27 protein-coding genes and 1 pseudogene are annotated in these 26,371 nt (G+C 69.8%); 14 read left to right on the top strand and 14 right to left on the bottom strand.

Translation table 11 applies throughout. The features are described 5' to 3' along the window. Positions 1–79: 79 nt before the first annotated feature. From D7V97_RS14755 to D7V97_RS14730, 6 genes are all read left to right on the top strand, one after another. Positions 80–2,494: an acyl-CoA dehydrogenase gene (locus D7V97_RS14755; protein WP_120611266.1), complete on the top strand. Its 2,415-nt coding sequence runs from the start codon at positions 80–82 to the stop codon at positions 2,492–2,494. Between the two features lie 41 nt (positions 2,495–2,535). After that, positions 2,536–3,009: an ester cyclase gene (locus D7V97_RS14750; protein WP_233582812.1), complete on the top strand. Its 474-nt coding sequence runs from the start codon at positions 2,536–2,538 to the stop codon at positions 3,007–3,009. 69 nt (positions 3,010–3,078) lie between these two features. After that, positions 3,079–4,212 (top strand): serine hydrolase, encoded by a 1,134-nt coding sequence (locus tag D7V97_RS14745; protein ID WP_199728810.1) that lies wholly within the window; start codon positions 3,079–3,081, stop codon positions 4,210–4,212. A 55-nt stretch (positions 4,213–4,267) separates the two neighbouring features. Then, the gene (locus D7V97_RS14740) at positions 4,268–5,602 is read left to right on the top strand and encodes an MBL fold metallo-hydrolase (RefSeq protein ID WP_233582810.1); all 1,335 of its coding nucleotides are present in this window, start codon (positions 4,268–4,270) and stop codon (positions 5,600–5,602) included. Beyond that, positions 5,595–6,044: a DUF3293 domain-containing protein gene (locus D7V97_RS14735; protein WP_233582808.1), complete on the top strand. Its 450-nt coding sequence runs from the start codon at positions 5,595–5,597 to the stop codon at positions 6,042–6,044. Before D7V97_RS14740 ends, D7V97_RS14735 begins: the two co-directional genes overlap by 8 nt. 200 nt (positions 6,045–6,244) lie before the next feature. Beyond that, positions 6,245–6,418 carry a hypothetical protein gene (locus D7V97_RS14730; protein ID WP_304988506.1) on the top strand — a complete coding sequence of 58 codons (174 nt, stop codon included), beginning with the start codon at positions 6,245–6,247 and terminating at the stop codon, positions 6,416–6,418. Positions 6,419–6,434: 16 nt separating this feature from the next. On the opposite strand, the gene D7V97_RS14725 is transcribed toward D7V97_RS14730, so the two are convergent. The 3 genes from D7V97_RS14725 to fumC all read right to left on the bottom strand — a co-directional run bounded on the left by D7V97_RS14725 (position 6,435) and on the right by fumC (position 9,062). Further along, on the bottom strand, positions 6,435–6,812 hold the full coding sequence (locus D7V97_RS14725) for a hypothetical protein (RefSeq protein ID WP_233582807.1): 378 nt from the start codon (positions 6,810–6,812) through the stop codon (positions 6,435–6,437). 156 nt (positions 6,813–6,968) lie between these two features. Then, on the bottom strand, positions 6,969–7,568 hold the full coding sequence (gene clpP / locus D7V97_RS14720) for an ATP-dependent Clp endopeptidase proteolytic subunit ClpP (protein ID WP_120611264.1): 600 nt from the start codon (positions 7,566–7,568) through the stop codon (positions 6,969–6,971). Positions 7,569–7,664: 96 nt separating this feature from the next. Further along, the gene (fumC, locus tag D7V97_RS14715) at positions 7,665–9,062 is read right to left on the bottom strand and encodes a class II fumarate hydratase (RefSeq protein WP_120611263.1); all 1,398 of its coding nucleotides are present in this window, start codon (positions 9,060–9,062) and stop codon (positions 7,665–7,667) included. Between the two features lie 181 nt (positions 9,063–9,243). Between fumC and D7V97_RS14710 the strand changes: the two genes are divergently transcribed. Next, the gene (locus D7V97_RS14710) at positions 9,244–9,732 is read left to right on the top strand and encodes an MOSC domain-containing protein (RefSeq protein WP_233582806.1); all 489 of its coding nucleotides are present in this window, start codon (positions 9,244–9,246) and stop codon (positions 9,730–9,732) included. A gap of 4 nt (positions 9,733–9,736) precedes the next feature. On the opposite strand, the gene D7V97_RS14705 is transcribed toward D7V97_RS14710, so the two are convergent. Further along, the gene (locus tag D7V97_RS14705; protein ID WP_120611262.1) at positions 9,737–10,315 is read right to left on the bottom strand and encodes a Uma2 family endonuclease; all 579 of its coding nucleotides are present in this window, start codon (positions 10,313–10,315) and stop codon (positions 9,737–9,739) included. A 225-nt stretch (positions 10,316–10,540) separates the two neighbouring features. Between D7V97_RS14705 and D7V97_RS14700 the strand changes: the two genes are divergently transcribed. Beyond that, positions 10,541–11,077 (top strand): PDC sensor domain-containing protein, encoded by a 537-nt coding sequence (locus D7V97_RS14700; RefSeq protein WP_233582804.1) that lies wholly within the window; start codon positions 10,541–10,543, stop codon positions 11,075–11,077. Between the two features lie 27 nt (positions 11,078–11,104). Beyond that, positions 11,105–13,009 carry a methyl-accepting chemotaxis protein gene (locus D7V97_RS14695; RefSeq protein WP_120611261.1) on the top strand — a complete coding sequence of 635 codons (1,905 nt, stop codon included), beginning with the start codon at positions 11,105–11,107 and terminating at the stop codon, positions 13,007–13,009. 16 nt (positions 13,010–13,025) lie between these two features. On the opposite strand, the gene D7V97_RS14690 is transcribed toward D7V97_RS14695, so the two are convergent. Then, positions 13,026–13,385: a PspC domain-containing protein gene (locus tag D7V97_RS14690; protein WP_120611260.1), complete on the bottom strand. Its 360-nt coding sequence runs from the start codon at positions 13,383–13,385 to the stop codon at positions 13,026–13,028. A 270-nt stretch (positions 13,386–13,655) separates the two neighbouring features. Here D7V97_RS14690 and aceB point away from each other — a divergent pair, with 270 nt between their 5' ends. From aceB to D7V97_RS14675, 3 genes are all read left to right on the top strand, one after another. Beyond that, positions 13,656–15,287 (top strand): malate synthase A, encoded by a 1,632-nt coding sequence (gene aceB, locus D7V97_RS14685; protein ID WP_120611259.1) that lies wholly within the window; start codon positions 13,656–13,658, stop codon positions 15,285–15,287. A 62-nt stretch (positions 15,288–15,349) separates the two neighbouring features. Beyond that, a complete protein-coding gene (gene aceA, locus D7V97_RS14680; RefSeq protein ID WP_120611258.1) occupies positions 15,350–16,636 on the top strand; it encodes an isocitrate lyase in 1,287 nt (428 codons plus the stop codon). 205 nt (positions 16,637–16,841) lie between these two features. Beyond that, positions 16,842–17,234: a hypothetical protein gene (locus D7V97_RS14675; protein WP_120611257.1), complete on the top strand. Its 393-nt coding sequence runs from the start codon at positions 16,842–16,844 to the stop codon at positions 17,232–17,234. Positions 17,235–17,279: 45 nt separating this feature from the next. Here D7V97_RS14675 and D7V97_RS14670 read toward each other — a convergent pair whose 3' ends face one another. From D7V97_RS14670 to D7V97_RS14660, 3 genes are all read right to left on the bottom strand, one after another. Then, the gene (locus D7V97_RS14670) at positions 17,280–17,525 is read right to left on the bottom strand and encodes a hypothetical protein (RefSeq protein ID WP_120611256.1); all 246 of its coding nucleotides are present in this window, start codon (positions 17,523–17,525) and stop codon (positions 17,280–17,282) included. An 82-nt stretch (positions 17,526–17,607) separates the two neighbouring features. Further along, positions 17,608–17,946 carry a hypothetical protein gene (locus D7V97_RS14665; protein WP_120611255.1) on the bottom strand — a complete coding sequence of 113 codons (339 nt, stop codon included), beginning with the start codon at positions 17,944–17,946 and terminating at the stop codon, positions 17,608–17,610. Between the two features lie 58 nt (positions 17,947–18,004). After that, complete coding sequence (locus tag D7V97_RS14660; RefSeq protein ID WP_120611254.1) at positions 18,005–18,925, bottom strand: LysR family transcriptional regulator; 921 nt, start codon at positions 18,923–18,925, stop codon at positions 18,005–18,007. An 88-nt stretch (positions 18,926–19,013) separates the two neighbouring features. Between D7V97_RS14660 and D7V97_RS14655 the strand changes: the two genes are divergently transcribed. Further along, positions 19,014–20,072, top strand: a complete 1,059-nt coding sequence (locus D7V97_RS14655; RefSeq protein WP_120611253.1) for an alkene reductase — start codon at positions 19,014–19,016, stop codon at positions 20,070–20,072. Positions 20,073–20,075: 3 nt separating this feature from the next. Here D7V97_RS14655 and D7V97_RS14650 read toward each other — a convergent pair whose 3' ends face one another. The 5 genes from D7V97_RS14650 to D7V97_RS14630 all read right to left on the bottom strand — a co-directional run bounded on the left by D7V97_RS14650 (position 20,076) and on the right by D7V97_RS14630 (position 24,731). Continuing rightward, a complete protein-coding gene (locus tag D7V97_RS14650; RefSeq protein ID WP_233582802.1) occupies positions 20,076–20,963 on the bottom strand; it encodes a type VI immunity family protein in 888 nt (295 codons plus the stop codon). A gap of 32 nt (positions 20,964–20,995) precedes the next feature. Continuing rightward, positions 20,996–21,805: a hypothetical protein gene (locus tag D7V97_RS14645; protein WP_233582800.1), complete on the bottom strand. Its 810-nt coding sequence runs from the start codon at positions 21,803–21,805 to the stop codon at positions 20,996–20,998. Positions 21,806–22,003: 198 nt separating this feature from the next. Further along, positions 22,004–22,924 (bottom strand): type VI immunity family protein, encoded by a 921-nt coding sequence (locus tag D7V97_RS14640; RefSeq protein ID WP_233582798.1) that lies wholly within the window; start codon positions 22,922–22,924, stop codon positions 22,004–22,006. After that, entirely contained in the window at positions 22,921–23,730 is an 810-nt protein-coding gene (locus tag D7V97_RS14635) for a hypothetical protein (protein ID WP_233582796.1), read from the bottom strand. Before D7V97_RS14635 ends, D7V97_RS14640 begins: the two co-directional genes overlap by 4 nt. Before the next feature lie 95 nt (positions 23,731–23,825). Next, the gene (locus tag D7V97_RS14630) at positions 23,826–24,731 is read right to left on the bottom strand and encodes a polysaccharide lyase (RefSeq protein ID WP_368668912.1); all 906 of its coding nucleotides are present in this window, start codon (positions 24,729–24,731) and stop codon (positions 23,826–23,828) included. 461 nt (positions 24,732–25,192) lie between these two features. On the opposite strand from D7V97_RS14630, the gene D7V97_RS14625 reads away from it, so the two are divergent. Then, entirely contained in the window at positions 25,193–26,218 is a 1,026-nt protein-coding gene (locus tag D7V97_RS14625; RefSeq protein ID WP_120611267.1) for an arginine N-succinyltransferase, read from the top strand. Here D7V97_RS14625 and D7V97_RS14620 read toward each other — a convergent pair. Then, positions 26,202–26,371 (bottom strand): annotated as a pseudogene (locus tag D7V97_RS14620) (transglutaminase domain-containing protein); the annotation flags it as partial. The gene D7V97_RS14625 and the pseudogene D7V97_RS14620 sit on opposite strands and share 17 nt — an antisense overlap.

Genomic DNA, 26,371 nt, shown 5'->3' with positions numbered 1-26,371 from the left:
GAACAGGACCCCATTCCGTCATTGCCGCCCCGTTCCACCGTGGCGAGACTGCGCCCGTTCCCTCGCCTGGAGAGAATTCATGCTCGATGCCCCTTCGCGTCCCTCCGCCCGGGAGCTGCTGTCGCAGTCGGGACTCGCCCCCCTCATCCCCATGCTCTACGTCGCCTGGACGGACGGCGAGCTGTCAGCCGAGGAGCTGCGCTCCCTGGGCGAAGCCGCCCGCGCCCAGCCCTGGCTCGACCTCAAGGCCAACAGCATCCTGGCCCTCTGGGTGGATCCGCTGCGTCCGCCCCCGCCCCGCGAGCTCGCCCTCTTGCGCGAACACATCCGCGCCACCGCCCAGCACCTCGTCGGCGGCGAGCACCACACCCTCGCGGGCCTGGGCGTGCACCTGGCCCAGGTCCTGGGCGGGGACGCCCCCCTCGGCATGCCCCTGCCCCAGTTGGGTCAGGCCCTGGCGTCGCTGGAGGCCACGCTGGGCGTGGATGGCAAGGAGGCGGTGCGCTCGCTGCTGCCCCAGGCCTCGCGCGCCGCCCGCTCCGAGGCCCCGTCGCACACCGCGTCCTTCGACCCGGCGGCGATGACGGGCGTGCTGGACCGCACCTACGCGGACGTGCGCAAGCAGGTGCGCGGCTGGCTGGAGGACGCGGAGTTCCGCTACCCGGAAGGGCTGAGCACCACCGCCTACCGCGACCAGGTCTTCACCTGGCTCAAGCACCTGGCGGATGACGGCCTGGGGCAGCTCGCCTTCCCCAAGGGGCGCGAGGGCGGCGCGGACCTGGGCGCGTTCATCGCCGCGTTCGAGACGATGGCCTTCTTCGACCTGAGCCTCGTCATCAAGGCGGGCGTCCACTTCGGCCTGTTCGGCTCCAGCATCCTGTTCCTCGGCACGAAGCGGCACCACCAGCAGTACCTGCCGAAGGTCGCCACGCTGGAGTTGCCCGGCTGCTTCGCGATGAGCGAACTGGGCCACGGCTCCAACGTGCGCGACTGCGAGACGGTGGCCCGCTACGACGCCAAGACGGGCGAGTTCGTCATCGACACGCCGTCGGAGACCGCGCGCAAGGAGTGGATTGGCAACGCGGCCCGGCACGCGCGCATGGCCACCGTGTTCGCGCAGCTCGAAGTGGACGGCGAGCGGCTGGGCGTGCACGCGCTGCTCGTCCCGCTGCGCGACGCGCACGGCAAGGTGCTCCCGGGCATCCGCATTGAAGACTGCGGCGACAAGATGGGCCTCAACGGCGTGGACAACGGCCGGCTGTGGTTCCACGGCGTGCGCGTGCCGCGCGAGAACCTGTTGGACCGCTACGGCCAGGTGACGGAGGCCGGCGAGTACACCAGCTCCATCACCGGCGACTCCAAGCGCTTCTTCACCATGCTGGGCGCGCTGGTGGCGGGCCGGGTGAGCGTGGCGTGCGCGTCCCTGAGCGCGGCCAAGAGCGCGCTCACCATCGCCGTGCGCTACGGCGACCTGCGCCGCCAGTTCGGCCCCGTCGGTGCGCGCGAGGTGCGCCTGTTGGATCACCAGTCGCACCAGCTGCGCCTCCTGCCCCTCGTGGCCAAGGCGTACGCGCTGGACTTCGCGCTGGAGTACCTGGTGGACCGCTACGTCCACCGCACCGAGGACGACGCGCGCGAGGTGGAGGCGCTCGCGGCGGGCCTCAAGGCCTACGCGTCGTGGAACGCCACCGCCACGGTGCAGGAGGCGCGCGAGGCGTGCGGCGGCCAGGGCTACCTCACCGCGAACCGGCTGCCGTCGCTCAAGGCGGACACCGACGTCTTCACCACCTTCGAGGGCGACAACACCGTGCTCATGCAGCTGGTCGCCAAGGGCCTGCTCACGGGCTACCGCCAGCGCTTCGAGGACGACCGCGTCTTCGCGGTGCTCAAGCTCCTGATGGAGCGCGCGGCCACGGTGGTGACGGACAGGAACCCCATCGCGGGCCGGCGCACCGACAGCGACCACCTGCGCGACAGCGACTTCCACCTGCGCGCGCTGCGCTTCCGCGAGGAGGAGATCCTCGCGTCGGTGTCCAAGCGGATCCGCAAGCGGCTGACGGCGGGCGTGGAGGCGTTCGAGGCCTTCAACCAGGTGCAGGTGCACCTGCTGGCCCTGGCGCACGCGAGCGTGGAGCGCATCGTGCTGGAGCAGTTCCTGCGCGGCGTGGCGGCGGTGAAGGACGAAGCGCTCAAGCCGGTGCTGGGACGGCTCGCGGACCTCTTCGGCCTGTCGTGCCTGGAGTCCGCCAGCGGCTGGTTCCTGGAGCACGGCTACCTGGAGGCCCCCAAGGCGAAGGCCATCCGCAAGGAGCGCGTGCAACTGTGCGCGGAGCTGCGGCCGGATGCGGTGGGACTGGTGGATGCGTTCGGGATCCCCGACACCTGCCTGTCGGCGCCCATCGGCCTGGGGCGGCTGGCGCCCGGCGGTGAACGGTTCGACGACGGGGCGGCTGACGGCACCCGCGAAGGCTCGGCAGACTCGCGCGCGACATGAGGACACGTGCGTGGTGTTTGCTGGGGCTCCTGGGAATGGGGATGAGCGGTTGCGCGACGCTCTCCCCGGCGGAGCGGGCTCAGCGGGTCAGCGCGACCAACAAGGAGCGCGCCCGGCTGTTCACGGAAGAGGTCTACAACCAGAAGCGCCTGGAGCGCATCCCCGAGTACGTCGCGGCCGACTACGTGGACCGCTCGGAGGACGCGCCCCGGGAGCTGCGAGGCCCTGACGTGGTGCGCACCCAGGCCGAGGCCGGCTTCGCGCTCTTCCCGGACCTGCGCTTCGAACTGCTCCACGTCCTGGCGGAGGACGACTGGGTGCTGGTGCGCTGGCGCGCGGTGGGCACCGACGCCAAGGGCCCGCCCGCCGCGGACGGCAAGCCGCGTCCGGTGACGCTCCAGGGCGACTCGCTGTACCGGCTGCGCGACGGCCGGTTCGTGGAGTCATGGGACCTCACCGACCGGCTCTCCCCCCTGCTCCAGCGCGGCTACAAGGTCGTGCCGCCCGAGCCGTGAGGCGGCCCGCGTCCTGAAACCATTTCGCGGCGAGCGGGTTGAAGGGGCATTCCCTCCTGGAGGCCCTTGATGCCGCACCTTCGCCCGTGGCTGCTGTTCGCCCTCATCCTGATCGCCTGTGGCACGTCGTCGTCCCCTCCTGAGGACAACCCACCGGAGGTCCCGGACGCCGGAGTCCCGGACGCGGGCACTCCCGCGGACGCGGGCACGGATCCCTTCGCGCGGGTGGACGCCCTCGTCACGGCCGTCGTGGCGGACGCGGGCGTGCCGGGCCTGTCGCTCGCGGTGTACGACGCGCAGGACCGGCGCGTCTTCGTGAAGAACTACGGAGACTTCGCGCCCGACCGCCGGGTGGCCATCGCGTCCGCATCCAAGATGGTGTCTGGCATTGCGCTCCTGCGGCTGGTGGACGCGGGCGTGCTGTCGCTCGATACGACGACGGGCGAGGTGCTCGGGTGGACCGACCTCAAGGGCACCATCACCCTGCGACACCTGCTGTCCTTCACCTCCGGCCTGCCCACCAGCAACCCGTGCACGGCACAGTCAGGCATCACGCTCGCGCAGTGCGTGGAGCAGATCGCCACCAGTACACTGGTGGCCGCGCCCGGCACCCGCTTCGACTACGGCTCCCCGCACCTGCAGGTCGCCGCGCGGATGGCGGAGGTGCGCACCGGCAAGCCCTGGAAGACCCTCTTTGAAGAGCAGGTGAAGACTCCGCTGGGCCTGGGCGACGCTGAGCTCGCCTACTACACGTTCCCCCGCAACACCCTGGGCACCTCCAACCCACTCATCGCGGGTGGCCTGCGGGCCACGATGGACGAGTACGCGAAGATCCTGGGCGTCGTGTTCCACCGGGGCACCGTCGGGGGTGTGCGGTACGCGTCCGCCCCGCTCTTCGATGAGCAGTCGCGCGAGCCGTACGACGTCGTGGTGGGCAGCTCGCCCATGAAGGACGTGGGGCAGCCCTACCGCTACGGCCTCACCGCCTGGCTCGAGTGCGACACGCCCTCCACCGGCTGCGCGGCCGTCTCCTCGCCGGGAGCCTTCGGCTTCACACCGTGGGTGGACCGCGACAGCGGCTACTACGCCATCCTGGGCATGGAGTTGGAGTCGACCCAGGAGCAGCGGGTGGCCGCCTTCGCCATCCGCCTGGAGCAGCAGCTCCGCCCGGAGATAGGCGCCGCCGTGGCGCGGACCCGGTAGGCCCCCAGCGTCTTCCCATTGACACTTGCGCACCGGAACCCGCAGGGTCCCGGGCATGAAGATGAACGCCGGGCCCCTGCGGGCCTCAGACAAGGCCCGTCAGAGCGCCTTCCGCACGGCCTTTCCGCCCCACGGCCCGCAAGGCGTGTCCTGGGGCGGCAGGCTCTTGCGACTCTTCGGGTGGGGCCTCGTGCTGCTCGGCGGCTTCGCGCTCGTCGTCGTCATCGACGGCTGGCGCGCGTTCGGCAAGGGCGCGGAGGGCGCACGGCGCGAACGGATGGAGCGCTCGCCGCAGTGGAAGGACGGCGGCTTCGTCAACCCGCAGCCCATCATCAATGACCTGGAGCGCACGCTGTCGGGCCTGTTCCATGCGAGCCCCGACAGCAGCCCGCAGGTGCCGCTGGTGGTGGAGCGCATCGACCCGAAGCGCTTCGCCACGCCGCCGGCGGACGGGGTGCGCATCACGTGGTTCGGGCACTCGTCCACACTGGTGGAGGTGGACGGGCACCGCGTGCTCACGGACCCCGTCTGGGGCGAGCGCACCTCGCCGCTGGACTGGCTGGGACCGAAGCGCTGGTTCCCGGCGCCCATCGCGCTCAGCGAATTGCCGCCCATTGACGCGGTGGTCATCTCCCACGACCACTACGACCACCTGGACTTCAACACGCTGCGCGCGATGAAGGACTGGGACACCACCTTCGTGGTGCCGCTGGGGATTGGCGCGCACCTGGAGTACTGGGGCGTGCCGGCCGCGCACATCGTGGAGCTGGACTGGTGGGAGCGCACGCGCGTGAAGGGGCTGGACATCGTGAGCACGCCGTCGCGTCACGCGTCGGGCCGCTTCCTCCAGCAGAACAAGACGCTGTGGTCGGGCTGGGCGCTCATCGGGCCCGCGCACCGCGTCTACTACTCCGGCGACACCGGCCTGTTCCCCGCCATGGAGGAGATTGGCGCGAAGCTGGGGCCCTTCGACGCGACGATGATTGAAGCAGGCCAGTACGGCGCGGGCTGGCCGGACTGGCACCTGGGGCCGGAGCAGGCCGTGCTCGCCCACCGGCTGGTGCGCGGCCGGCTGATGCTGCCCGTGCACTGGGGGCTCGTCACCCTGGCCAGCCACGCCTGGACGGAGCCCATGGAGCGCTCGCTGGTGGCCGCGAAGCACGACGGGGTGAGCATCGCCGCGCCCAGGCTCGGGCAGGACTTCCTCCCCCAGACGCCGCCGGCCGTGCAGCGCTGGTGGCCCGAAGTCCCCTGGCAGACCGCGGAGCAGGCCCCCATCGTGGCCAGCCAGATTCCGCCCGCGCTCCGCGAAGGACACCCGGCGCTGCCGCTCGTTGTCAGCCCGGCCACCGCGAATCCACAGCAGGCCGCGAATCCGCCGAGTGAGTGACGCGCGGCGGGCCGCGCTGCTCCAGGCCTTCCAGGCCACGGGCTACGTCGTGGGCCCGCACCCGCTCGTCGGAGGCGTGAAGCACGTGCTGCGCGTGGGCGCCCCGCATCCGGCGCTGGACGCCACGCTCACCGCGCACGGGCACGCCACCTGGGCCTTCCTCACCGCGTGGAACCCCCACGCGCGGACGCGCTCGCCGCGGACCAACGCGGGCCTCCAGCGCACCCTGCGCGGCCTGCTCGAAGCGCGGGGACAGGCCTTCGTGCCCGCCGTGGGCGTGGCGGAGGACCGGAGCTGGTCCGAGGAGAGCCTCTTCGTCCCGGGCCTGTCGCGCGACGAGGCGTGGCGCCTGGGCCGGCTGTTCCGCCAGGAGGCGGTGCTCTGGGCCCGCGTGGGTGGCGCCGTGGAGCTGCTGTGGTGTCAGGAGTCTCCCAGCCCTTGAAGCGCGGTTGGGTGTTGCCCGCCTCACACCGGCGGGAACGGCACCCATTCGGGACGGGGCGCTCACTCCAGCGTCACGGGGCGGTGGCATCGTCCGCGCTCTTCCCAAGGGAGCCGCCTCCCGCACGGTGACGCCGGACTCCACCATCACCGAGCTGATCTCCCGCTACAAGGGACTGACGGCGCCGCTACCGCGTCACGGTGAACAGCTTCCTCGCCCCGGGCGGCGACAACTTCACCGTCTTCACGGAGGGCACGAACCTCGTGGGCGGCGGCGTGGACTCGGATGCGCTGGAGGCCTACCTGACCGCGAAGAGCACGCAGGCGAACCCGCTGCCGGCCCCGGCGCTCGACCGCATCACCCGGCTGCCATAGCGCCGGAACCCGACGCTCAGCGAAACCCCGAGCCCCCTGTCGCGGGGCTCGCTTCGCTGGGCTGGAAGAGTCTGGAGGTGGGGGGCATCTCGGGCGTGATGTCCAGGCGCCGCGAGCCCGTCACCCGCTGCGCCAGCTCGTCGAAGTCCAGCTCCAGCAGCTTGCCGGAGCCTTCCTCCGGTAGCGCGAAGCGGAGCCGCCAGTAGTTGGGGCGGATCCGCACCGCCTCGCCGCCCTGGGCCAGCACGAGGTTATTCTGCCGGGTGTACTCCTCACCGGCCTGCACGACGTCGCGCTGCCCCAATTCCGCCTGCACCGCCTGGGACGAGGGCGGAGACGGCACGCGCTCGCTGGGGCCGGTGGCACAACCAACACCCGCCAGCAGGGCAGGCACGAGAGCGACGATAAGGGAACGGAGCGCCATACCCGAACGGTGGGCACGGGCAAGGTAGGTCGCACTGGAGGGCAGCTTGCGCACCCTCTTGGCATCGAATGCCCGGCCGGAGGACGGCGCAGGGCCGCGCCTCCAGGCCCCGGGCGGAATCAGACGCTACTTGCCGGGGGTCGGGATGCCGGCGCGCTCCACGACCTCGTCGATGAGGCCGTACTGCCGGGCCTCCTCGGCGCTCATGAAGTAGTCGCGCTCGGTGTCCTTCTCGATGCGCTCGATGGTGTGGCCCGTGTGCTTCACGAACAGGCCATTGAGGTACGCGCGCAGGCGGAGGATCTCCTTGGCCTGGATGTCGATGTCCGTGGCCTGACCCTGCGCGCCGCCCAGCGGCTGGTGGATCATGATGCGGGCGTTGGGCAGGGCGTAGCGCTTGCCCTTGGAGCCCGCCAGCAGCAGCAGCGCGCCCGCGGAGGCCGCCTGGCCCACGCAGATGGTGGACACCGGGCATTTGACGTACTGCATCGTGTCATACATCGCGAGCGCCGCCGTGACGGAGCCACCGGGCGAGTTGATGTAGAGGTTGATGCCCTTGTCCGGGTCCTCGGACTCCAGGAAGAGCAGCTGGGCGACGATGAGATTGGCCACATCGTCGTTGATGGGCGTGCCCAGGAGGATGATGCGATCCTTGAGCAGGCGGCTGTAGAGGTCGTACGCCCGCTCGCCGCGGTGCGTGGTCTCAATGACGAAGGGGACGTTCATGGCCCACGTACCCTAATCGTCCCCGCTCCCGCGCGCTGCCTCCTTCTTGCCTGAGCGTGCGCTGGCCCACGGTTGGGCGGGATGTGGCCGGGCGGCCTACAGGTTCCCGGTCATCTTCTCCGGGCGGACCCACTGGTCGAACTGCTCCGCGGTGACGAGCCCCAATTCCACCGCCACCTCCTTGAGCGTCTTGCCCTGCTTGTGCGCCGTCTTGGCGATCTTCGCCGCGTTGTCGTAGCCGATGTGCGGGTTGAGCGCCGTCACCAGCATCAGGCTGCGCTGGAGGTTCTCCTGGAGGCGGGGGAGGTTCGGCTCGATGCCCACCGCGCAGTTCAGGCGGAAGCTGCGCATGCCGTCCGCGAGCAGCCGGCAGCTCTGCAGGAAGTTCTGGATGATGAGCGGCTTGAAGACGTTGAGCTCGAAGTTGCCGGACGCGCCGCCCAGGGAGATGGCCACGTCGTTGCCCATCACCTGGGCGCACAGCATGGTGAGCGCCTCGCTCTGCGTGGGGTTCACCTTGCCCGGCATGATGGAGCTGCCCGGCTCGTTCTCCGGGATGTTGATTTCACCAATGCCAGACCGGGGCCCGGACGACAGCCACCGGATGTCATTGGCCACCTTGAACAACACCGCCGAAAGCCCCTTGAGCGCGCCGTGCGCCTGCACCAGCGCGTCGTTGGCGGCCAGCGCCTCGAACTTGTTGGGCGCGGTGACGAAGCCGTGGCCGGTGAGCCGTGAAATCTCCGCCGCCACGCGCTCGGCATAGCCCGGGGGCGCGTTGAGGCCGGTGCCCACGGCGGTGCCGCCCAGCGCCAGCTCCAGCAGGTGCGGCAGCGCGGCTTCCAGGTGGGCCTTCGCGCGATCCAACTGCGCCACGTAGCCGCTGAACTCCTGGCCCAGCGTGAGCGGCGTCGCGTCCTGCAGGTGCGTGCGGCCAATCTTCACGATGGACTGGAACGCCTGGGACTTCTGGGCCAGCACGTCGCGCAGGGCCTGGAGCTCCGGCAGCACGTGCTTCACCACGGCCTCCACGCCGGCCACGCTCATCGCGGTGGGGAACACGTCGTTGGAGCTCTGGCCCTTGTTGACGTCGTCGTTGGGGTGGACCTTGCGCGCTTCACCGCGCTCGCCGCCCATCAGCTCCGAGGCGCGGTTGGCCAGCACCTCGTTGCAGTTCATGTTCGTCTGGGTGCCGCTGCCCGTCTGCCACACCAGCAGGGGGAACTCCTCGTCGTGCTGGCCGGCGAGCACCTCGTCCGCGGCCTTCACGATGGCCTGGGCCTTCTCCTTCGGCAGCGAGCCGTTCTCCTGGTTCACCAGCGCGGCGGCCTTCTTCACGAGCACCAGCGCGTGCACGAGCGCCAGGGGCATGCGCTCGCTGGAGATGGCGAAGTTCTGGCGGCTGCGCTGCGTCTGCGCGCCCCAGAGCCGGTCGGCGGGGACTTCGATGGGACCAAAGGTGTCCTTCTCGATGCGAACGTTCTTCGTGCTCACGGTGACGGCCTCCCCAGGCGGGAACGATGTCCAGGCGCTGGCGCTTAACACCCTCGCCCCTGCCCGGCAGGCCTCCGCGTGGGACGGATGCCGCTTCGCCAACGCTCGGGAGCGGGGAGGAGGGCCCGCGCAGCCCCGTCCCCACCTCTCGCGACGCACGGGCCCGCGTTAGTGTCGCGCCGTGAGCACTCCCTCCCCCACCGGCACCATCCGCGCGCTGCTGCTCGCCCAGGAGCGGGGCACGCCCATGCGCCGCGTCCCCGAAGCCCGCGCGGTGGAGCAGCACGGCTTCGACGGGGACCGTCACCAGCGGCGCGCCGTGGGCCACAAGCGACAGGTGCTGCTCGTGGACGAAGCGCAAAGGGCCGCGCTGGACGTCCCCCCGGGCGCGCTCAAGGAGAACGTGCTGGTGGAGGGGCTGGCGCTCGACGCGCTGCCGCCGGGCCAGCGGCTGGCCCTGGGGGACGAGGTGGTGCTGGAGCTGACCGAGCCGTGCGTGCCCTGCTGGAAGCTGGATGCCCTGCGGCCCGGCCTGCTCAAGGAGAGCTGGGGACGCAGGGGCCAGCTCGCCCGCGTGCTGAAGGCAGGCACCGTGCGAGAAGGTGACCCCGTGCGCCTGCTGGATGTGAACCCGGATGCGCCCCGCATCATCCGGCCGAAGCTGCCCTGAGCCGTCACCGGCTCCAGAGCTTGCCCAGGCTCAGCGGCACCGCGTCGAAGGGCGCGGCGTGCACCGTGCCACTGCCCAGGTGAGAAGCCGACAGCTGCCACTGGCCCTCCCGCAGGTGGTGGATCTCCAGCCCTTCCGCCAGCGGATCAATGAACCACAACCACTCCACGCCCTCGCGAGCATAGACGCGCATCTTCGGTCCCCGGTCCCAGCGATAGGTGGAAGGGGACAGCACCTCGCAGACCCAGTCGGGCGCCAGGGAGAAGACCGGGGTGTCGGGCATGCGCGGCATGCGTTCGCGCCGCCATCCCGCGAGGTCGGGCACCAGCGCATCCCGCGACCCAGCGAAGCGCAGCTCCGGCTCATCCAGGATGAGCCAACCTCCAGGCCCACCGCGACCTTCGTCGAACGGGCCATCCAGCCAACCGCCCAGCTTCGAGGCAGCCCGCGTGTGCCGGGAGGCAGGCCTCGGGCTGACAACCAGCTCCCCCTCGATGATCTCCCCCACCTTCGTCGGCGGCACGTCCTCCAGGTCGGCATACGTCGCCGCCCTCCCCTTCCCGCTCCCATTTCCGTCGCCCATGCGCGCAAGGATGCCCCCTACCCCTGACATCCTCAAGCCAGCGGCCGCCCTGACCCCTGAAGCCCGCCTTCGGCCACTCCACGACGTCCAAAAATTACAGACAAAACACGCTTAATTTGAATAATACAAATCACGCCTGCCTGCGTGACGGCGTCAGCGGAACCGTGACACACTTTTTCCAGTCGGTTTCACGGTCCCGGGGGGACTTGTATGTGCATTCTCTGGATGGGTTTGGCGCTGGCGGTCGGAGGGCAGCTGCCTCCAGATGGCATCGCGCAGCTCCAGAAGGTGGACCGGGTGATGCCAGCGCTGCGGCGGCTGGCCGCCGACCCCGAGGTGCTCCAAGCCATCCGCGCCCAGAACGCGCGCCGCGTGCCGCTCGCCACCCTCCAGCGACTCGATGAGGAGTGGAGGGCCACCCCGGCGCTCACGCCGTTCAAGCAGACCGTGCTGGACGGCGCGTGCAAGGGCGCGCTCCAGCGCCTCCAGCAGCGGCTGGGCCTGGCGATGGCGGAGGCCTTCACCATGGATGACCAGGGCGCGCTGGTCTGCGCCAGCCGGCGCACGTCGGACTACTGGCAGGGGGACGAGGACAAGTGGCGCATCCCCCACGCCCGGGGCCGGGGTGGGCCGGAGCTGCGGGAGGCGCCCTTCTTCGACGAGTCCAGCCAGGCCTACGTCATCCAGGTCTCCCTCCCCGTCCGCGACGGCGCCCAGGTCATCGGCGCGCTCACCGTGGGCCTCTCCCTGCTGGACCTCTGACCGTTGACCCGCTCCCGGATCCTCTCCATGCACCTGCTGTCCGGCTTGAAGTTGCGGGGTCGCCTCACGCTGTGGGTCTGCCTGCTGCTGGTCGCGGCGCTCGCGCCCGTCCTCGCCACGGGCATCTACATCATCCGACGGACCGTGGAGTTGCAGGTCCAGGGCGTCCTCCAGGTGGAGACCGAAGGGCTGCGCGACCTCATCGAGTCCTCGCTCCAGGAGCGCGAGACGAACGCGCGCGCGTGGACGGAGGACGCCATCCTGCGCGGCGCCCTCCTGTTCGGCACCTATGCCAAGAGCGACGCGGTGCTCGCGACCCTCAACGACCGGCACGCCTCCTTCGCGGGGCTGGTGTTGTTCACCGTGGATGGCCAGGCGGTCTCCGTCAGCCGGCCCGCGCTGCGCGACGCCTTCGCCGGCCACGAGCGCGACGTGCTCGCCGCGCCCTGGTTCCAGGCCGCGCTGAAGGACACGCTGGACCCGGCCATCCTCACCAGCGCCCTCACCCGGACGGACCCCTACTTCGCCCGCCCGGTGATGCCCCTGGCGCTGCCCGTCCTCAGCCCCGTCTCCGGCGCGCGGGTGGGCGTGCTCCTGGCGGCGTATGACTGGGGCCAGCTGAGGCAGGTCGTGGAGGGCGCGCTCCAGCGCTCGCACGACCGGGGCCAGAGCAGCTTCACCCTGGACATCCTCGGCCCGGAGGGCAGCCGGCTCTACAGCTCCCGGACCCCGGGCGTGCCCCCGCCGTCCCAGGTCGTGCAGGCACAGGCGCTCAACGCCACCACCCGCTTCGCGGCGGGCCAGGGCTGGCGCTTCGCGGCGGAGGTGGACGCGGACGAGGCCTTCCTGCCCCTGAGGCGCTTCCTGCAGATCAGCCTGCTCGCGGTGGCCGCGTTCCTGGGGCTGGCCGCCTGGGCCGCCTGGGCCCTGGCGCGCACCGTGACGCGGCCCATCACCACGCTGAGCTCGCTGGTGTCCCGCGTCGTGCGCGATGGCGACCTCACCCAGCAGGTGACGGTGGGGCACACGCAGGACGAGGTGGGAGAGCTGGCGGCCTCCTTCGCGCGGATGATGGACCACCTGCGCGAGTCCACCACCAGCCTCCAGCAGGGCACCCGGGTGCTGGGCCAGATGGTGGCGGAACTCACGACCGCCACGCAGCAGCAGGAGCGCAACCTCCTCCAGCAGGGCACCGCGCTCCAGGAGACGCAGGTGACGGCGCAGGAGATCCAACAGACCTCCCAGCTCGCCGCCCAGCGCTCCCAGGCGGTGCTCGGGCTGGTGGCGAAGGCGCGCGAGGCGGGCAGCGCCGGAGAGACGACGCTCGGCGCCAGCCTGGAGGGCTTCGAGGAGCTGCGCGACCACGGGGTGCGCCTCGCCGCGGGCATCTCCTCACTCCACGAGCGCACGAGTCAGATTGCCAGCATCACCCAGACGGTGAAGGACCTGGCGGACCAGTCCAACATGCTCGCGCTCAACGCGGCCATCGAAGCGGTGCGCTCCGGCGAGCACGGGCAGGGCTTTGGCGTGGTGGCGCGGGAGATCCGCAGCCTCGCGGACCAGTCCATCAACGCCACCGGCCGGGTGCGCGAAGTCCTGGACGACATCCGCGGCGGCATCCAGGCCACCGTGGAGCTCTCCGAGGAGGGCCAGCGCCGCTCCGAGGCGGGGCTGTCCCAGGTGCGCGCCACCAGCGAGAGCCTGCACGCGCTGACGGACATCATCACGGACAACGCGTCGGCGGCCCAGCAGATCGCCGCCGCCGTCATCCAGCAGAACGCGGGCATCGCGCAGATCTTCACCGCCGTCACGGACCTGGCCCGGATGATGGACGAGACCCTCGAGGCCATGCAGGGCACCCAGCGGATGACCGAGTCCCTGCGCGGCGTGGCCGAGCGCATGGAGACCGTGGCCGGCGTCTGGCGCGTCTAGCAGGCGCCCCCGCGGCTCAGACGCGCCGCTCCCAGCGCGGCACGTCGTCCTCCACGGGCGCGCCCCCCACCTTGGAGACCCAGTCCAGCGGCGCCTGCAGGGGAGCCTTCCCCCCTGCCTTCGCCGGGGTGAACGCCCAGACGAGCAGGTAGAGCCCCGCGGCCGACCCCGCCGACGCCACCAGCATCACCACGAAGGCCACCCGCATCAGCGCGACGTCCACGCCGAACTCCCGGGCCAGCGCCGCGCACACGCCCAGCACCGCCCGCCCCTCGCCCCGGTGCAGCGGGACCGTGCGCGTGCGGCAGTGCGGGCAGCTCGTCTCCGCCCCGGACAGTTCCTTCGAACAAGCCCTGCATCGTGTCGTGACGTCCATGAGGTGACCTCTCCGTCCTGGCCCCGCTTGGCGCATCGGGGGCTCCATCCCTACCTACGGAGGCCGCCGCCGGTGATTGCGCCCCCCAGGACACGGGATTCCGGGGGTTTACGTCCCGCCGCGTCACAAGATTTACAAATTTAATCCAGACGATGTTGACAGCCTTACAGGCAAGCGGCTTCTAATTCACCAAGGCTTCCCTTCCCCAGATGAAGGGAACATCTTTCAGCCCATTGCAGCGGTTTACAACGCAGCTCGTCAGGAGTCGCCATGGTCGCCCGCACCTCCCAGAATCCCCCGACGTTCGGTCCGGGCGTGAGCATCGAGGGGTCCTGGCACCCGGATTACGCGGAGGTGCTGACGCAGGACGCCATGGCCTTCGTGGCGAAGCTGGCGCGCACCTTCGGGGAGCGGCGTGAGGCCCTGCTGGAGCGGCGCAAGAAGGTGGCGGAGGGCTGGCGCAAGGGCGAGCGCCCCCACTTCCTGCCGGAGACGGAGAGCCTGCGGAAGGGCGACTGGACGGTGGCTCCGGTGCCCGCGGACCTCCAGGACCGGCGCGTGGAGATCACCGGTCCGGTGGACCGCAAGATGATCATCAACGCGCTCAACTCCGGCGCGAACGTCTTCATGGCGGACTTCGAGGACGCCAACAGCCCCACCTGGGACAACGTGGTGCGCGGCCAGCTGAACCTGCGCGACGCCGTGCGGAAGACCATCGCGTTCACGGCGGAGAACGGAAAGCAGTACGCGCTGAATGAGAAGCACGCCGTGCTCTTCGTGCGTCCGCGCGGCTGGCACCTGCCGGAGCGCCACGTGCGCATCGACGGCAAGGCCATCTCCGGGTCCCTCTTCGACTTCGGCCTGTTCTTCTTCCACAACGCCCAGGAGCAGTTGAAGCGCGGCACCGGCCCGTACTTCTACCTGCCGAAGATGCAGAGCCACCTGGAGGCCCGGCTGTGGAACGACGTGTTCCACCTGGCCCAGAGCGAGCTGGGCATCGCGCCCGGCACCATCAAGGCCACCGTCCTCATCGAGACGCTGCCCGCCGCGTTCGAGATGGACGAAATCCTCTACGAGCTGCGCGAGCACTCGGCCGGCCTCAACTGCGGCCGCTGGGACTACATCTTCAGCTTCATCAAGACGCTCCAGTCCGACCCGTCCGTGGTGCTGCCCGACCGCGGTCAGGTGACGATGGACAAGGGCTTCCTCAACGCCTACTCGCAGCTGCTCATCCAGACGTGCCACCGCCGGGGCGCGCACGCCATGGGGGGCATGGCCGCCTTCATCCCCATCAAGGGGGACGCCGCCGCCAACGACGCGGTGATGGCCAAGGTGCGCGCCGACAAGCAGCGCGAGGCGAAGAACGGCCACGACGGCACCTGGGTCGCGCATCCCGGCCTCGTCCCGCTGGCCAAGGAGATCTTCGACGCCCAGATGAAGGGCCCGAACCAGGTGGCCAACAAGCGCGAGGACGTGCGCGTCACGGAGGCCGACCTGCTCAAGCTGCCCTCCGGCACCCGGACGGAGGAGGGCCTGCGCCACAACCTGCGCGTGGGCATCCAGTACACCGCCGCGTGGCTGGGCGGCCTGGGCTGCGTGCCGCTCTACAACCTGATGGAGGATGCGGCCACGGCCGAAATCTCCCGCGCCCAGGTGTGGCAGTGGATCCACCACGGCGCCACGCTGGACGACGGCCGCAAGGTGACGGCGGAGCTGTTCCGCAAGCTGCTGGCGGAGGAGATGGCCCAGCTGGACCGCGAAGGCGTGGCCGACCGCTACGGACAGGCCCACGTCGAGAAGTCCCGCGCCCTCTTCGAACAGCTGTCCACCGCCTCCACCTTCGAGGACTTCCTCACCCTGCCGGCCTACGAGGCCCTGGATGCGGACGCCGCGAAGTCCTGAAGCTTTCCTGAAGTCTTGAACCCTTGCTCAACCCTTCACCGCAGCCCTTGAGGAGTTCTGGCATGTACGACGCGACGCCGACCACTTCCGACGCCTCTCCCCACGCGAAGCTCCACGCCCAGCGCTTCGATGGCATCACCCGCAACTACACCGAGAAGGACGTGGAGAAGCTGCGCGGCTCCATCCGCGTGAGCCACACCCTGGCGGAGATGGGTGCCCGTCGTCTGTGGGAGCTGCTCCACACGGACGAGTACATCAACGCGCTGGGCGCCCTCACCGGCAACCAGGCCGTGCAGATGGTGCGCGCGGGCCTCAAGGCCATCTACCTGTCCGGCTGGCAGGTCGCCGCGGACGCGAACTCCGCGGGTCAGATGTACCCGGACCAGAGCCTGTACCCGGTGGACAGCGTCCCCACCGTGGTGAAGAAGATCAACAACGCCCTGCGCCGCGCGGATCAGATCGACCACGCGGAGGGCCGCAATGACCGCTACTGGTTCGCGCCCATCATCGCGGACGCGGAGGCCGGCTTCGGCGGTCCGCTCAACGCCTATGAGCTGATGAAGGGGATGATCGAAGCGGGCGCCGCGGGCGTGCACTTCGAGGACCAGCTGGCCAGCGAGAAGAAGTGCGGCCACATGGGCGGCAAGGTGCTGGTGCCCACCAGCCACTTCGTGCGCACGCTGACGGCGGCGCGTCTGGCGGCGGACGTGATGGGCGTGCCCACGCTGCTCGTCGCGCGCACGGACGCGGACAGCGCCAAGCTCCTGATGAGCGACGCGGACGAGTATGACCACGCCTTCATCGACAAGGCGGCCGGCCGCACCGGCGAGGGTTTCTACCGCATCAAGGGCGGCCTGGAATGCGCCATCGCGCGCGGCCTCGCGTACGCGCCGTACGCGGACCTCGTGTGGTGCGAGACCAGCACCCCGGACCTCGCGCAGGCGAAGGCCTTCTCCGAGGGCATCCGCAAGAAGTTCCCCAACAAGATGCTCGCGTACAACTGCTCGCCGTCCTTCAACTGGAAGAAGAACCTGGACGACACCACCATCGCCAAGTTCCAGCGCGAGCTGGGCGCCATGGGTTACAAGTTCCAGTTCGTCACGCTGGCCGGCTTCCACGCGCTGAACTTCTCGATGTACGAGCTGGCGCGGAAGTACAAGGACCGCGGCATGGCGGCCTACAGCGAGATGCAGCAGGCGGAGTTCGGCGCGGAGAAGGACGGCTACACCGCCACGCGCCACCAGCGCGAGGTGGGCACCGGCTACTTCGACCAGGTCGCCGAGGTCATCTCCGGCGGCAGCGCCAGCACCCTGGCCCTGCACGAGTCCACCGAGGCCCACCAGTTCTAGGCCGGGGCGTGGGTTTCAGCCGCTGAGCTGAGGAAGGCCGCCAGTCCCTTGGGGGAACATTCCCCAGGGATTGCGCGGCCTTCGGCGTTCCTGGTGTCGGAATCCGCAACTTTCCGGGGTCCAGGGCGATAATGGGGAGAACTTGAAGCCCCACAGGCGCGCCCCCCGGGTGTGCCAGTGACCGGGGCCTTTGACGGGAGCCGCCATGAACCGCATCACGTCCCTCTCCGGTCCGCGGGTGCAGCCGGCCACGACGAACACGTCCACGCCGGTGTCGGGCAGCCGCTTCGGCTCGCTGATGCAGGGGGTGTCCGCGCAGACGCCCAAGGCCGGCCCGCAGGTGTCGGGCGGCTCCGTGGTGGCGTCAGCGCTGGCGCAGGCCGGGGCCACGCCGCACGGCTCGTTCGTGGGCACCTATACGGGCGCCACGGCCCAGGGCGCCGCGGGCCAGCAGGCCGGAGCCCAGACGGGCGCCGCCGCCGAGCCCCAGAGCGAGGAGGCCAAGGCCCTGGAGGAGCTGGCCATTGGCTCCGCCGTCACCCTGTCCCAGTCCATCCTCCACATGGGCGGGATGAAGGTGGACCTCGAGAAGGAGTAGCCCCGCGCGCTCCGGGGCGTCTCCCGGACGGCCCAGGCCGGTGTGTCACGGCTTCTTCTTGTCGCTGTCGGCGTTGTACTTGTCGCGGATGCCGTCATGCCGGCTCCGCGTGTCCTTCCAGGGCTTGTCGACGTCGGTGCGCTGGCCGCCGTTCTGCCCGGTGACGTCGTTGAGTTCCTCGGCGCGCCCTTCGGCGGGCACCCGGTCGCCGTCCTCCTCGGGATCCTTCTGCTTCGCGGGATCCAGCGGGATGCCGGCGCCACGCTTCATGTATTCGTCCTTGGGGTCCATGCCGTCAGTCCTCCCTTGAATCCCCAAGGTGGTGACGGTGTCCCCGCGCCGGGAGCGGCCGGGCGGACGAGGCCCCCCTCCCTCAGTTGAGGTACTTCGGCTTCGAGGGCGTGGCGGGCCCCTGGGCCTTCATCAGCTCCAGCCCCTGGCGCGTGAGCATGAAGCGCACGGTGCCGGAGCCGCGCTCGGTTTCGATCTCCGCCTCGAAGGCGGGCCCGGCGATGCCGCCCAGGGACAGGTCCTTGCGCAGGTTGGTGACGCGGCCGGAGAGCAGATCGCCCGCGACCTCGCGGGAGCCCTCGCCCCGCGAATACAGCTCATAGGCGGCCTCATGCAGCGTCATCGCCAGCGCGGGCGTGAGGGGCTGGGAGCTGAAGAGCACGGAGATGAGGAGCCAGTAGGGCGGCGTCTGTTCAGCCATCGTGAGCCATCCTAACGGTGCGGACCGGCCGTGTCTGCCGAGCCTTCAGGATGCGCGCTCAGGCGGGCGTGCCCCATGGCGCCAGTTCGAAGCGCTCGACGAGCACGTCGACCATGGCGCGCATCGCGGGGGAGACGTTGCGGGAGCTCGGGTAGACAGCGAACGCCTGGCGGGCCACGGCGTACGGACGGAGCAGTTCCCGCAGCTGGCGCCGGGTGGCCGAGCGCGCCACGTGCATCGCCGGCAGCCTCGCGATGCCGACGCCGGCCACGGTGAGATCACAGAGCACTTCGAAGCTGTTGACGGCCATGTGCGGCTCGAGGGTCACCGCTTCCGTCTTTCGTCCGGAGCGGAAGGTCCATGTCGTGGGCGCCTGCGTGCCTGTCATCACCAGGCAGCGGTGGGCGGCGAGGTCGCGCGGCCGCGTTGGCGTCCCGGCGCTTCGCAGGTACGTGTCGCTCGCGTACACACCCAGGTGCTGCGGCGGGCCCAGGCGACGGGCGATGAACCGCGAGTCGGTGAGCGGCCCCACGCGCACGGCCAGGTCGTAGCCCTCCTCGACCAGGGCCACCTGACGGTCCGTCAGGTCGACCTCGACCTTCACCTCGGGGAAGCGCGCGGCGTAGTGGGCAAGCACGTCCCCGAGCACGTTCTGGCCCAACTCGATGGGGGTGGTCATGCGCAGGCGTCCGGTGGGGTGCGCCTGAAGTTCACCGACGAGCGCCTCGGCGGCGTTGAGCGCGGCGATCGCGGGCGCGACCTCGCGGTGGTAGCTCGCGCCGATGTCGGTCAGCGTCACCGAGCGCGTGGTGCGCGACAGGAGCCGTGCGCCCAGGTGCTCCTCGAGCAGCGCGACGCGCTGGCTGAGGGTCGACTTGGGGATGCTGAGCGCCCGCGCCGCGCCGCGGAAGCTCGAGTGCTCCACCACCGCGACGAAGGCGAGGACCGCGCTGGGATCCACCTGGGGCATTGTCCGCATGGGCGGACAGGATGTCCGGTGGGAGCCCCATTGTCCAAGGCCCATGAAACGCGGAGATTGGTGCCTCCACTGCTCCAGGAGCACGCCGATGGACCTCTTCTCCTCCTATCGTCTGGGCAAGCTCGCCCTGCCCAACCGCGTCGTCATGGCGCCGATGACGCGCAGCCGGGCGGTGGGCGGCGTGCCCAACGACTTGATGCGCGCGTACTACACGCAGCGGGCCTCGGCGGGCCTCATCCTCACCGAGGGCATCGCGCCGTCGCCGAACGGGCTCGGCTACGCGCGCATCCCGGGCCTCTTCTCCGAAGCGCAGACCCAGGCCTGGCGGTCCATCACCGACAGCGTCCACGCCGCGGGAGGGCACATCATCGCCCAGCTCATGCACGTGGGCCGCATCGCGCACGTGAACAACCTGCCCGCCGGGGCCCGCGTGGTGGCGCCGAGCGCGGTGACCGCGAACAGCAAGATGTGGACCGACCAGGAGGCACTCCAGCCGATGTCCGCGCCCGAGGAGATGAGCGCGGCGGACATCGACGAGGCCCGCGAGGAGTTCGTGCACGCGTCGCGCAACGCCATCGCGGCGGGCTTCGACGGCGTGGAGCTGCATGGGGCCAACGGCTACCTGCTCGAGCAGTTCCTGCACCCGCACGCCAACCGGCGCACCGACGGGTACGGGGGCAGCGTGGAGAAGCGCGCCCGCTTCGTCCTGGAGGTCGTGAAGGCGACGGCCGACGCCATTGGCCCGGAGCACCTGGGCATCCGGCTGTCGCCGCACAACACGTTCAACGACCTGCCGCCGCACGAAGAGGTCCAGGCGCAGTACGCGACGCTCGCGCGAGGGCTGCGAGGGCTGTTGTACGTGCACGTCGTCGCCAACCCGCACGAAGGCTTCGCGGCGACGATGCAGGCCGTGCGCGCGAGCTTCGAGGGGCCCCTCATCCTCAACGGGGGTTTTGACCGCGCCCGCGCCCAGGCCGCGCTGGAGGCACGGCAGGCCGACCTCATCTCCTTCGGCCGGCCCTTCATCGCCAACCCGGACCTCGTTCAGCGCATGCAGCGCGACGCGCCCGTCGCGGTGGCGACCCCGGAGAAGTTCTACACGCCCGGGCCGGAGGGCTACGTGGACTACCCCGCGCTGGCGGGGTGAGCGTCAGAGGAAGCGGCGCTCCCAGCGGCGGACTTCTTCCTTCGTAAGGGCTCCCCACGAGCCCTGGTGCTCGTAGAGCCAGGGCTCCAGCACGCTGGCCAGCTCGCGGTAGTGCGGCAGCGTGTCGCCGGTTTCCAGGTCGCCAGCCTCGGGTTCACGGCCCAGGGACACCACCGCCCGCTCCAGAGAAAGTGCTTGGACTTCCGTCGAAGGTGAATGCAGCCGCGCGCGCAGCCCTTCCGCGCCGCCCAATTCTTCCAGGATGGGGGGGCCCAGGAAGTTGAGCCATGAGGGCCCCCGCACCCGTCGGCTGCCCAGATACATTTCCAGCGCGCTTGGCCGTGGCAGGTCGAAACCTGGGTGGCGCAGGCTGCTCTCACGCAGGACCGGAGTGGTGGCCTCCATCCAGCCCCAGGTCTCGAAGGACAGCCCAGCATGGCCCGAGCTGAAGGGCAGGCCGCGCCCCAACTCGATGGTCAGTGCATGAGCCGCCTCCGCCCCTTGCTCCTCCAGGAACTCGGTGGGCAGCCAGAACTCCACCGCGCACATGGCTTGAGGGTAATTCTGGGCGAAGAGAGGGGTCACGAAGGCATGCCCCACATAGGAGAACCCGATGCCCGTCACGGAGTCAGGCCGTCCCCGCGCCTCAATGCGCGCGCCGCGCGGATCCATCAGTTGATTTCGGAGAAAGCCCTCGTCCTTGTCGGACAGCGACCACCAGTAGCCATCGTTGTCCACATACCAGCCGAGGGATGCCGGGCCGAGGGCATGAAGGTACCGCTCCAGCGACTGCATCACAGCGGGAGCGACCTCCTGATGGAAGCCGGGCATGTAGAACGCAACGTGCACGCCTTCCTTCAGGACCGTGATCTGCTCACCTTCGATGTCCACGGTGGTGCGGATCTTCGGGTACCGCGCGGTCATCACATGACTCCAACATTGGGGGACACCGTTCGCGGGGTCAGCTCGCGGCCCAACAACTCCCGATATGCCGTCTCCTGGGTCGAATTCGCAAAGGGATGCCCTGGCGGGTAGAAGCTCCAGCTTGGCGGGTTGGTCACCGGACACGGAAACTTGAAGTCGTAGACTCGCTGGACCTTGAGCGGGTTCCCGAGCGCGTGCAGCACCACGTCCGGGACGATGCTCCCTGCCAGCAGGTAGAACTGTCCGTCCTGTAGCCACCGGGCCACCTCCTCCGGCTCCAACCACCGCGTCCGCCCCGTCGTCGCGTCCTTCAAGTAGCGCGGCTCCACGCTGAACCGTCCCGCGTCCGTGGCCCCCAGCACCCGCTGCACGCACTCCAGCGCCGCCGCGTGCTTCGTCTCTCCCAACTGCATCGCCCGCGTCACCTCGCGCCCGCTCGCGTCCAGCACCTTCTCCGTGCACACCTCAGGGGTGGTCCGCCGTCCCGGGCCCAGCAGCCGCTCGTTCACGTCGGAGTTCGCCTGCTTCGCGCACTCCACCAGCACCCGCTCCACGTGGGCCACCTCCGCGGCTTCCCACACGCGCAGCATCGCGGCGGCCTGGCCCGCCCGCGCCGCCGCCCTCGACAGCCACGGCAGCACGGCGTCCTCGCCCACCTGCGTCGCGCAGGCCGGATTGCGCAGGCAGCCGCTCGTCGCCGAGTCCACCATCTGCGCATAGCGCCCGGGCGCGCGGCCTTGCGGACCCGCGCACGCGGTCAACACAAAGCCACACAGCAGCAGCCACCACGGTCGGAGAGGAGTCTTCACCCGCGCCTCCTCGCATGGAAGCGCTGACCCCTTCAACCCATCCCGCGAAACACCTCGCTTCCAACGGCGAGGGGAGCCTTCTGCGTGGCGAGTTCCAGCGGGATGCCGGCGCCACGCTTCATGGATTCGTCCTTCCAACGGTTGCGGACCGGCCGTGTCTGCCGCGCCTTCAGGATGTACGCTCCAGCAGGGTGAGCGTCAGAGGAAGCGGCGCTCCCAGCGGCGGACTTCTTCTTTCGTGAACCCGCCCCACTGGGATGAATGCGCGTAGAGCCACGGCTCCAGCACCCGGGCCAGCTCGCGGTAGTGCGGCAGCGTGTCGCCGGCCTCTAGGTCGCCGGCTTCGGGCACGGGCCCCAGGGACACCACCACGCGGTCCTCGGAGAGCGCCTGGACCGTCGTCGTCGGTGAGGTCAGCCGGGAGCGCAGCCCTTCCGCGCCGCCCAGCTCCTTCAGCACGGGCGGGCCCAGGAAGGTGAGCCACGCGGGGGCCCGCACCTGTGAGCCCAGGTGCAGGGCCAGGTCGTTCAGTTGCGGCAGGTCGAAACCCGGGTGACGCAGGGTCTTCTCTCGCAGGAGCGGCGTGAGGGATTGAATCCAGGCGCCCACTTCGAGCGACAGTCCGGCATGACCTGACGACCAGGGCAGCTCGCGCCCCAGGTCGAGGGCCAGCGCGCGGATCCACTCCGGGCCCGGGTCGTCCAGGAACTCGATGGGCAAGTGGAACTCCACGGCGCAGATGCTGTGGGGATAGTCCTTGCGGAAGTCGGAGAGCCCATTGCCGTGCCCGCGATAGTGGAAAGCGACTCCTGTGACGGAGTCGGGCCGCTCCTTTACCTGCAGGATGGCAAACGAGGGTTCCAACATCCGGGCACGAAGGCCCGCCTCGCCCTCCGAGTCCAGCGCCAGCCAGTCTCCCGAGTAATCCACGTACCAACCCAGGTGTCTCGGTTGGATGGCCTGACGGTAGCGCTCCAGTGCACGCCACAAAGCAGGGGCAATCTCTTCGTGAGGAGCCCGGATGTAGAAGGCAATGCTCACACCCTCTCGCAGGAGGACCACCGGCTCGCCCTCGATATCGATGGCTTCACGAACTTCGGGCACTCGCAGGGTCATCATTGGACTCCGAAGTTGGGAGATACCAGCTGGGGAGCCCGGTCCGCGTTCAGGAGCTGCTGATAGACGTCCCTCTGGGTCTTTCCAGCGAAGGAATGTCCGGGAGCATAGATGTCCCAGATGGGTGGATTGGACACCGGGCACGGAAACTTGAAGTCGTAGACTCGCTGGACCTTGAGCGGGTTCCCGAGCGCGTGCAGCACCACGTCCGGGACGATGCTCCCTGCCAGCAGGTAGAACTGCCCGTCCTGCAGCCACTGGGCTACCTCCTCTGGCTCCAACCACCGCGTCCGCCCCGTCGTCGCGTCCTTCAAGTAGCGCGGCTCCACGCTGAACCGTCCCGCGTCCGTGGCCCCCAGCACCCGCTGCACGCACTCCAGCGCCGCCGCGTGCTTCGCCTCCCCCAACTGCATCGCCCGCGTCACCTCGCGCCCGCTCGCGTCCAGCACCTTCTCCGTGCACACCTCAGGGGTGGTCCGCCGTCCCGGGCCCAGCAGCCGCTCGTTCACGTCGGAGTTCGCCTGCTTCGCGCACTCCACCAGCACCCGCTCCACGTGGGCCACCTCCGCGGCTTCCCACACGCGCAGCATCGCGGCGGCCTGGCCCGCCCGCGCCGCCGCCCTCGACAGCCACGGCAGCACGGCGTCCTCGCCCACCTGCGTCGCGCAGGCCGGATTGCGCAGGCAGCCGCTCGTCGCCGAGTCCACCATCTGCGCATAGCGCCCGGGCGCGCGGCCTTGCGGACCCGCGCACGCGGTCAACACAAAGCCACACAGCAGCAGCCACCACGGTCGGAGAGGAGTCTTCACCCGCGCCTCCTCGCATGGAAGCGCTGACCCCTTCAACCCGTCCCGCGAAACACCTCCCGCACCGGCATCCCGGCGCGGGAGGGCCCTACAACGCTTCAGCTCCGACGACGACGGCGCGAACCCAGCAGGCCCAGCAGCCCCAGCAGCGAGAACGCCGCCAGCGAACCACCGCTCGCCGAGCACCCACCCTGGTAGCGCTCGTCACCCTCGTCCAGCGGCAACGGCTTCACCGCGGTGTCCGGCTTCGTCCCGCCCTGCGTCGGGTCCGGGTCCACCGAGCTGCCCGCATCCACCACCGGCCCCGGGTCCACCGGAGAACCCGCATCCACCACCGGGTCCACCGGGCTGCCCGCGTCCACCACCGGATCCGGGTCTACCGGAGAACCCGCGTCCACCGGCTGCGGATCAGGCTGCACCACCGGGGGGAACACGTCCTCGCGGCTCGTCGCCTGGATGTAACCGTCGTGGTAGACGACACCCACCGGCGTGATGGAGTCGTCCCGGTACAGGCCCATCTTCAGGTAGCTGCTCTGGCCGGCGTACATCGTCATGGCCTTCTTCTTGGCCAGCACCTGCTTGCCGTTGTGCCACAGCTCCACGAAGCCCACGGACGGGTCCGGCGACCACTTCACGTGGAAGACGAACTCCTGCCACACACCGCGCTTCAGCGGCGTGCTCCACACCGTGCCGCTGTCGTTCACCGTCATGCGGATGACCTCGCCCTTGACGAAGAACTCCACCGGGGGCGAGCCGCAGCACCCGTCGTGGTGCCACTGCGTGAAGAGCTGCCACGCGTCCACGCTGGGGAAATCGTTCGGGAACATCACCTTCCAGCGGTACCAGTACTCCGACCCCACCTTCTCGCGGCTCAGATAGACGAGCTCGTTGCGGTTGCCGCTGGAGTTGATGGGATCATCGCCCTGCTTCACCGTTGCCTTCAGCGCGTACTTGCCTTCGGCCACCGGGCTCGTCACGACCTGGAGCCGGTCCGAACTCACCATCTGGGTCGTGCTGAATTGCGAGCGGTCCCCCGTTTCAAAGTCTCCCCGCCAGACGATTTCCGCCGCGGCGAGGCTCGGGAGCAAACACATCGCAAGCCAGAGGCTCAGTGCTTTCAATGATGAATCCTTGAGGTAGGGGCCTGGGGGGAAGTAGCTGCGAAACTTTGACGGCAAAGCTTCTACAAACACTACCTCAAGTCATTCCCCCACTTCATTCCCTCTCAAGTTCATTCCAACATGCCTGACAACAGGGCATGCGGGCAGCCGAGCCCTGGTTTGTTCAATCCATGTTTCACGTCGGGCGTCCTCCGCCCGTACCCACCGGGCGGGCGGGAGAGCGGTGTCCTGAACGCAACGCGTCATTGACAAGGGGGCATGCAGGAGGCTGACGGCCCGGGGGCGTGGTGTATGGTCGCGGGCCCTTCCGGCGCTCCCTCTCCAGGGTGCCCTTCGCGTGCCCCATGCTCGTGCTGCGTGACGTCCAGAAAACCGACCTGCCCGGCCTGAAGCGTCTCGCCGCGGTGCTGAACACGGTCAACCTGCCGAACAACGAGGAGACGCTCGAGGCCATCATCGACAAGTCGGTGAAGAGCTTCGCCGGCAAGGTGAAGGATCCGTTCGAGCGCGAGTACCTCTTCGTGCTGGAGGACGTGCGCAACAGCCTCATCATCGGCACGTCGATGATCATCGCCCAGCACGGCACGTACGACGCGCCGCACATCTACTACGAGGTGAGCGAGCGGGAGCACTACTCGGCCTCGCTGGAGCGGCACCTGCGGCACAAGGTGCTGTCCATCGCGTACAACTACGAGGGCCCCACGGAGATTGGTGGCCTGGTGGTGGACCCGCCCTACCGGGCGACGCCGGACAAGCCCGGCAAGCAGCTGTCCTTCGTGCGCTTCCTCTTCATCTCCATGCACCGCCGCCTGTTCCGGCCGCGCGTGCTGGCGGAGCTCCTGCCGCCGCTGCTCCCGGACGGGCGCAGCCTCCTGTGGGAGGCGTGCGGGAAGAAGTTCACCGGCCTCACCTATCTGGAGGCCGACCGGCTGAGCCGCCAGAACAAGGAGTTCATCAAGGAGCTGTTCCCCTCGTCGGACATCTACGCGTCGCTGTTCCCGGACCGCGTGCAGAAGGTGCTGGGCGAAGTGGGCCCGGCCACGCGCGGCGTGCAGCGGATGCTGGAGCGGGTGGGCTTCCGGTACGTGGAGCGCATCGACCCGTTCGACGGCGGCCCCCACTTCGAGGCGGACACGGCGGACATCAGCCTCGTGCGCCGCTACCGCACGGTGAAGCTGTCGGACGAGGACTTCGAGCTGGAGGGGGATGACGTGCTCGTCGCCGCCGAGCGCGAGTCGGGCCGCAACCGCTTCCGCTCCGTGCGCTGCCAGGCCCGGCTGGACAACCAGGTCATCTACCTGCCGGCCCGCGCCAAGGAGATATTGGAAGTGAAGGCCGGCGCGAAGCTGTCCATCATTCCCTTCGAGTAGCGCGCACCACCCGCCACTCCCCGCGCAGCAGTGACAGCCAGCGCTCCCCGGCCTCCAGACCGGGGCCGTCCGGGGGGACCAGCGCCAGCGGCAGGTGCGTGTCCGGGCGCACCGGGTCCAACGAGGTCGGATCCAGGTCCAGCGTCCCGCCCC

Origin of the sequence: Corallococcus sp. CA053C (genome assembly GCF_003611675.1) — a bacterium.
Taxonomy (GTDB): domain Bacteria; phylum Myxococcota; class Myxococcia; order Myxococcales; family Myxococcaceae; genus Corallococcus.
The sequence above is the reverse complement of the archived record's forward strand: the minus strand, read 5'-3'. Positions and strand labels throughout refer to the sequence as shown.

What these genes read in the sequence shown, in the direction of transcription:
- D7V97_RS14655 (WP_120611253.1), top strand. Translation starts at nt 19,014, where the DNA reads ATGGACCTCTTCTCCTCCTATCGTCTGGGCAAGCTCGCCCTGCCCAAC.
- D7V97_RS14690 (WP_120611260.1), bottom strand. Translation starts at nt 13,385, where the DNA reads ATGGACGTCACGACACGATGCAGGGCTTGTTCGAAGGAACTGTCCGGG.
- D7V97_RS14640 (WP_233582798.1), bottom strand. Translation starts at nt 22,924, where the DNA reads ATGATGACCCTGCGAGTGCCCGAAGTTCGTGAAGCCATCGATATCGAG.
- D7V97_RS14700 (WP_233582804.1), top strand. Translation starts at nt 10,541, where the DNA reads ATGGGTTTGGCGCTGGCGGTCGGAGGGCAGCTGCCTCCAGATGGCATC.
- D7V97_RS14630 (WP_368668912.1), bottom strand. Translation starts at nt 24,731, where the DNA reads ATGGTGAGTTCGGACCGGCTCCAGGTCGTGACGAGCCCGGTGGCCGAA.
- aceB (WP_120611259.1), top strand. Translation starts at nt 13,656, where the DNA reads ATGGTCGCCCGCACCTCCCAGAATCCCCCGACGTTCGGTCCGGGCGTG.
- D7V97_RS14670 (WP_120611256.1), bottom strand. Translation starts at nt 17,525, where the DNA reads ATGGACCCCAAGGACGAATACATGAAGCGTGGCGCCGGCATCCCGCTG.
- D7V97_RS14695 (WP_120611261.1), top strand. Translation starts at nt 11,105, where the DNA reads ATGCACCTGCTGTCCGGCTTGAAGTTGCGGGGTCGCCTCACGCTGTGG.
- D7V97_RS14745 (WP_199728810.1), top strand. Translation starts at nt 3,079, where the DNA reads ATGCCGCACCTTCGCCCGTGGCTGCTGTTCGCCCTCATCCTGATCGCC.
- D7V97_RS14750 (WP_233582812.1), top strand. Translation starts at nt 2,536, where the DNA reads ATGAGCGGTTGCGCGACGCTCTCCCCGGCGGAGCGGGCTCAGCGGGTC.
- D7V97_RS14755 (WP_120611266.1), top strand. Translation starts at nt 80, where the DNA reads ATGCTCGATGCCCCTTCGCGTCCCTCCGCCCGGGAGCTGCTGTCGCAG.
- D7V97_RS14740 (WP_233582810.1), top strand. Translation starts at nt 4,268, where the DNA reads ATGAAGATGAACGCCGGGCCCCTGCGGGCCTCAGACAAGGCCCGTCAG.
- D7V97_RS14625 (WP_120611267.1), top strand. Translation starts at nt 25,193, where the DNA reads ATGCTCGTGCTGCGTGACGTCCAGAAAACCGACCTGCCCGGCCTGAAG.
- clpP (WP_120611264.1), bottom strand. Translation starts at nt 7,568, where the DNA reads ATGAACGTCCCCTTCGTCATTGAGACCACGCACCGCGGCGAGCGGGCG.
- D7V97_RS14665 (WP_120611255.1), bottom strand. Translation starts at nt 17,946, where the DNA reads ATGGCTGAACAGACGCCGCCCTACTGGCTCCTCATCTCCGTGCTCTTC.
- D7V97_RS14660 (WP_120611254.1), bottom strand. Translation starts at nt 18,925, where the DNA reads ATGCGGACAATGCCCCAGGTGGATCCCAGCGCGGTCCTCGCCTTCGTC.
- aceA (WP_120611258.1), top strand. Translation starts at nt 15,350, where the DNA reads ATGTACGACGCGACGCCGACCACTTCCGACGCCTCTCCCCACGCGAAG.
- D7V97_RS14675 (WP_120611257.1), top strand. Translation starts at nt 16,842, where the DNA reads ATGAACCGCATCACGTCCCTCTCCGGTCCGCGGGTGCAGCCGGCCACG.
- D7V97_RS14705 (WP_120611262.1), bottom strand. Translation starts at nt 10,315, where the DNA reads ATGGGCGACGGAAATGGGAGCGGGAAGGGGAGGGCGGCGACGTATGCC.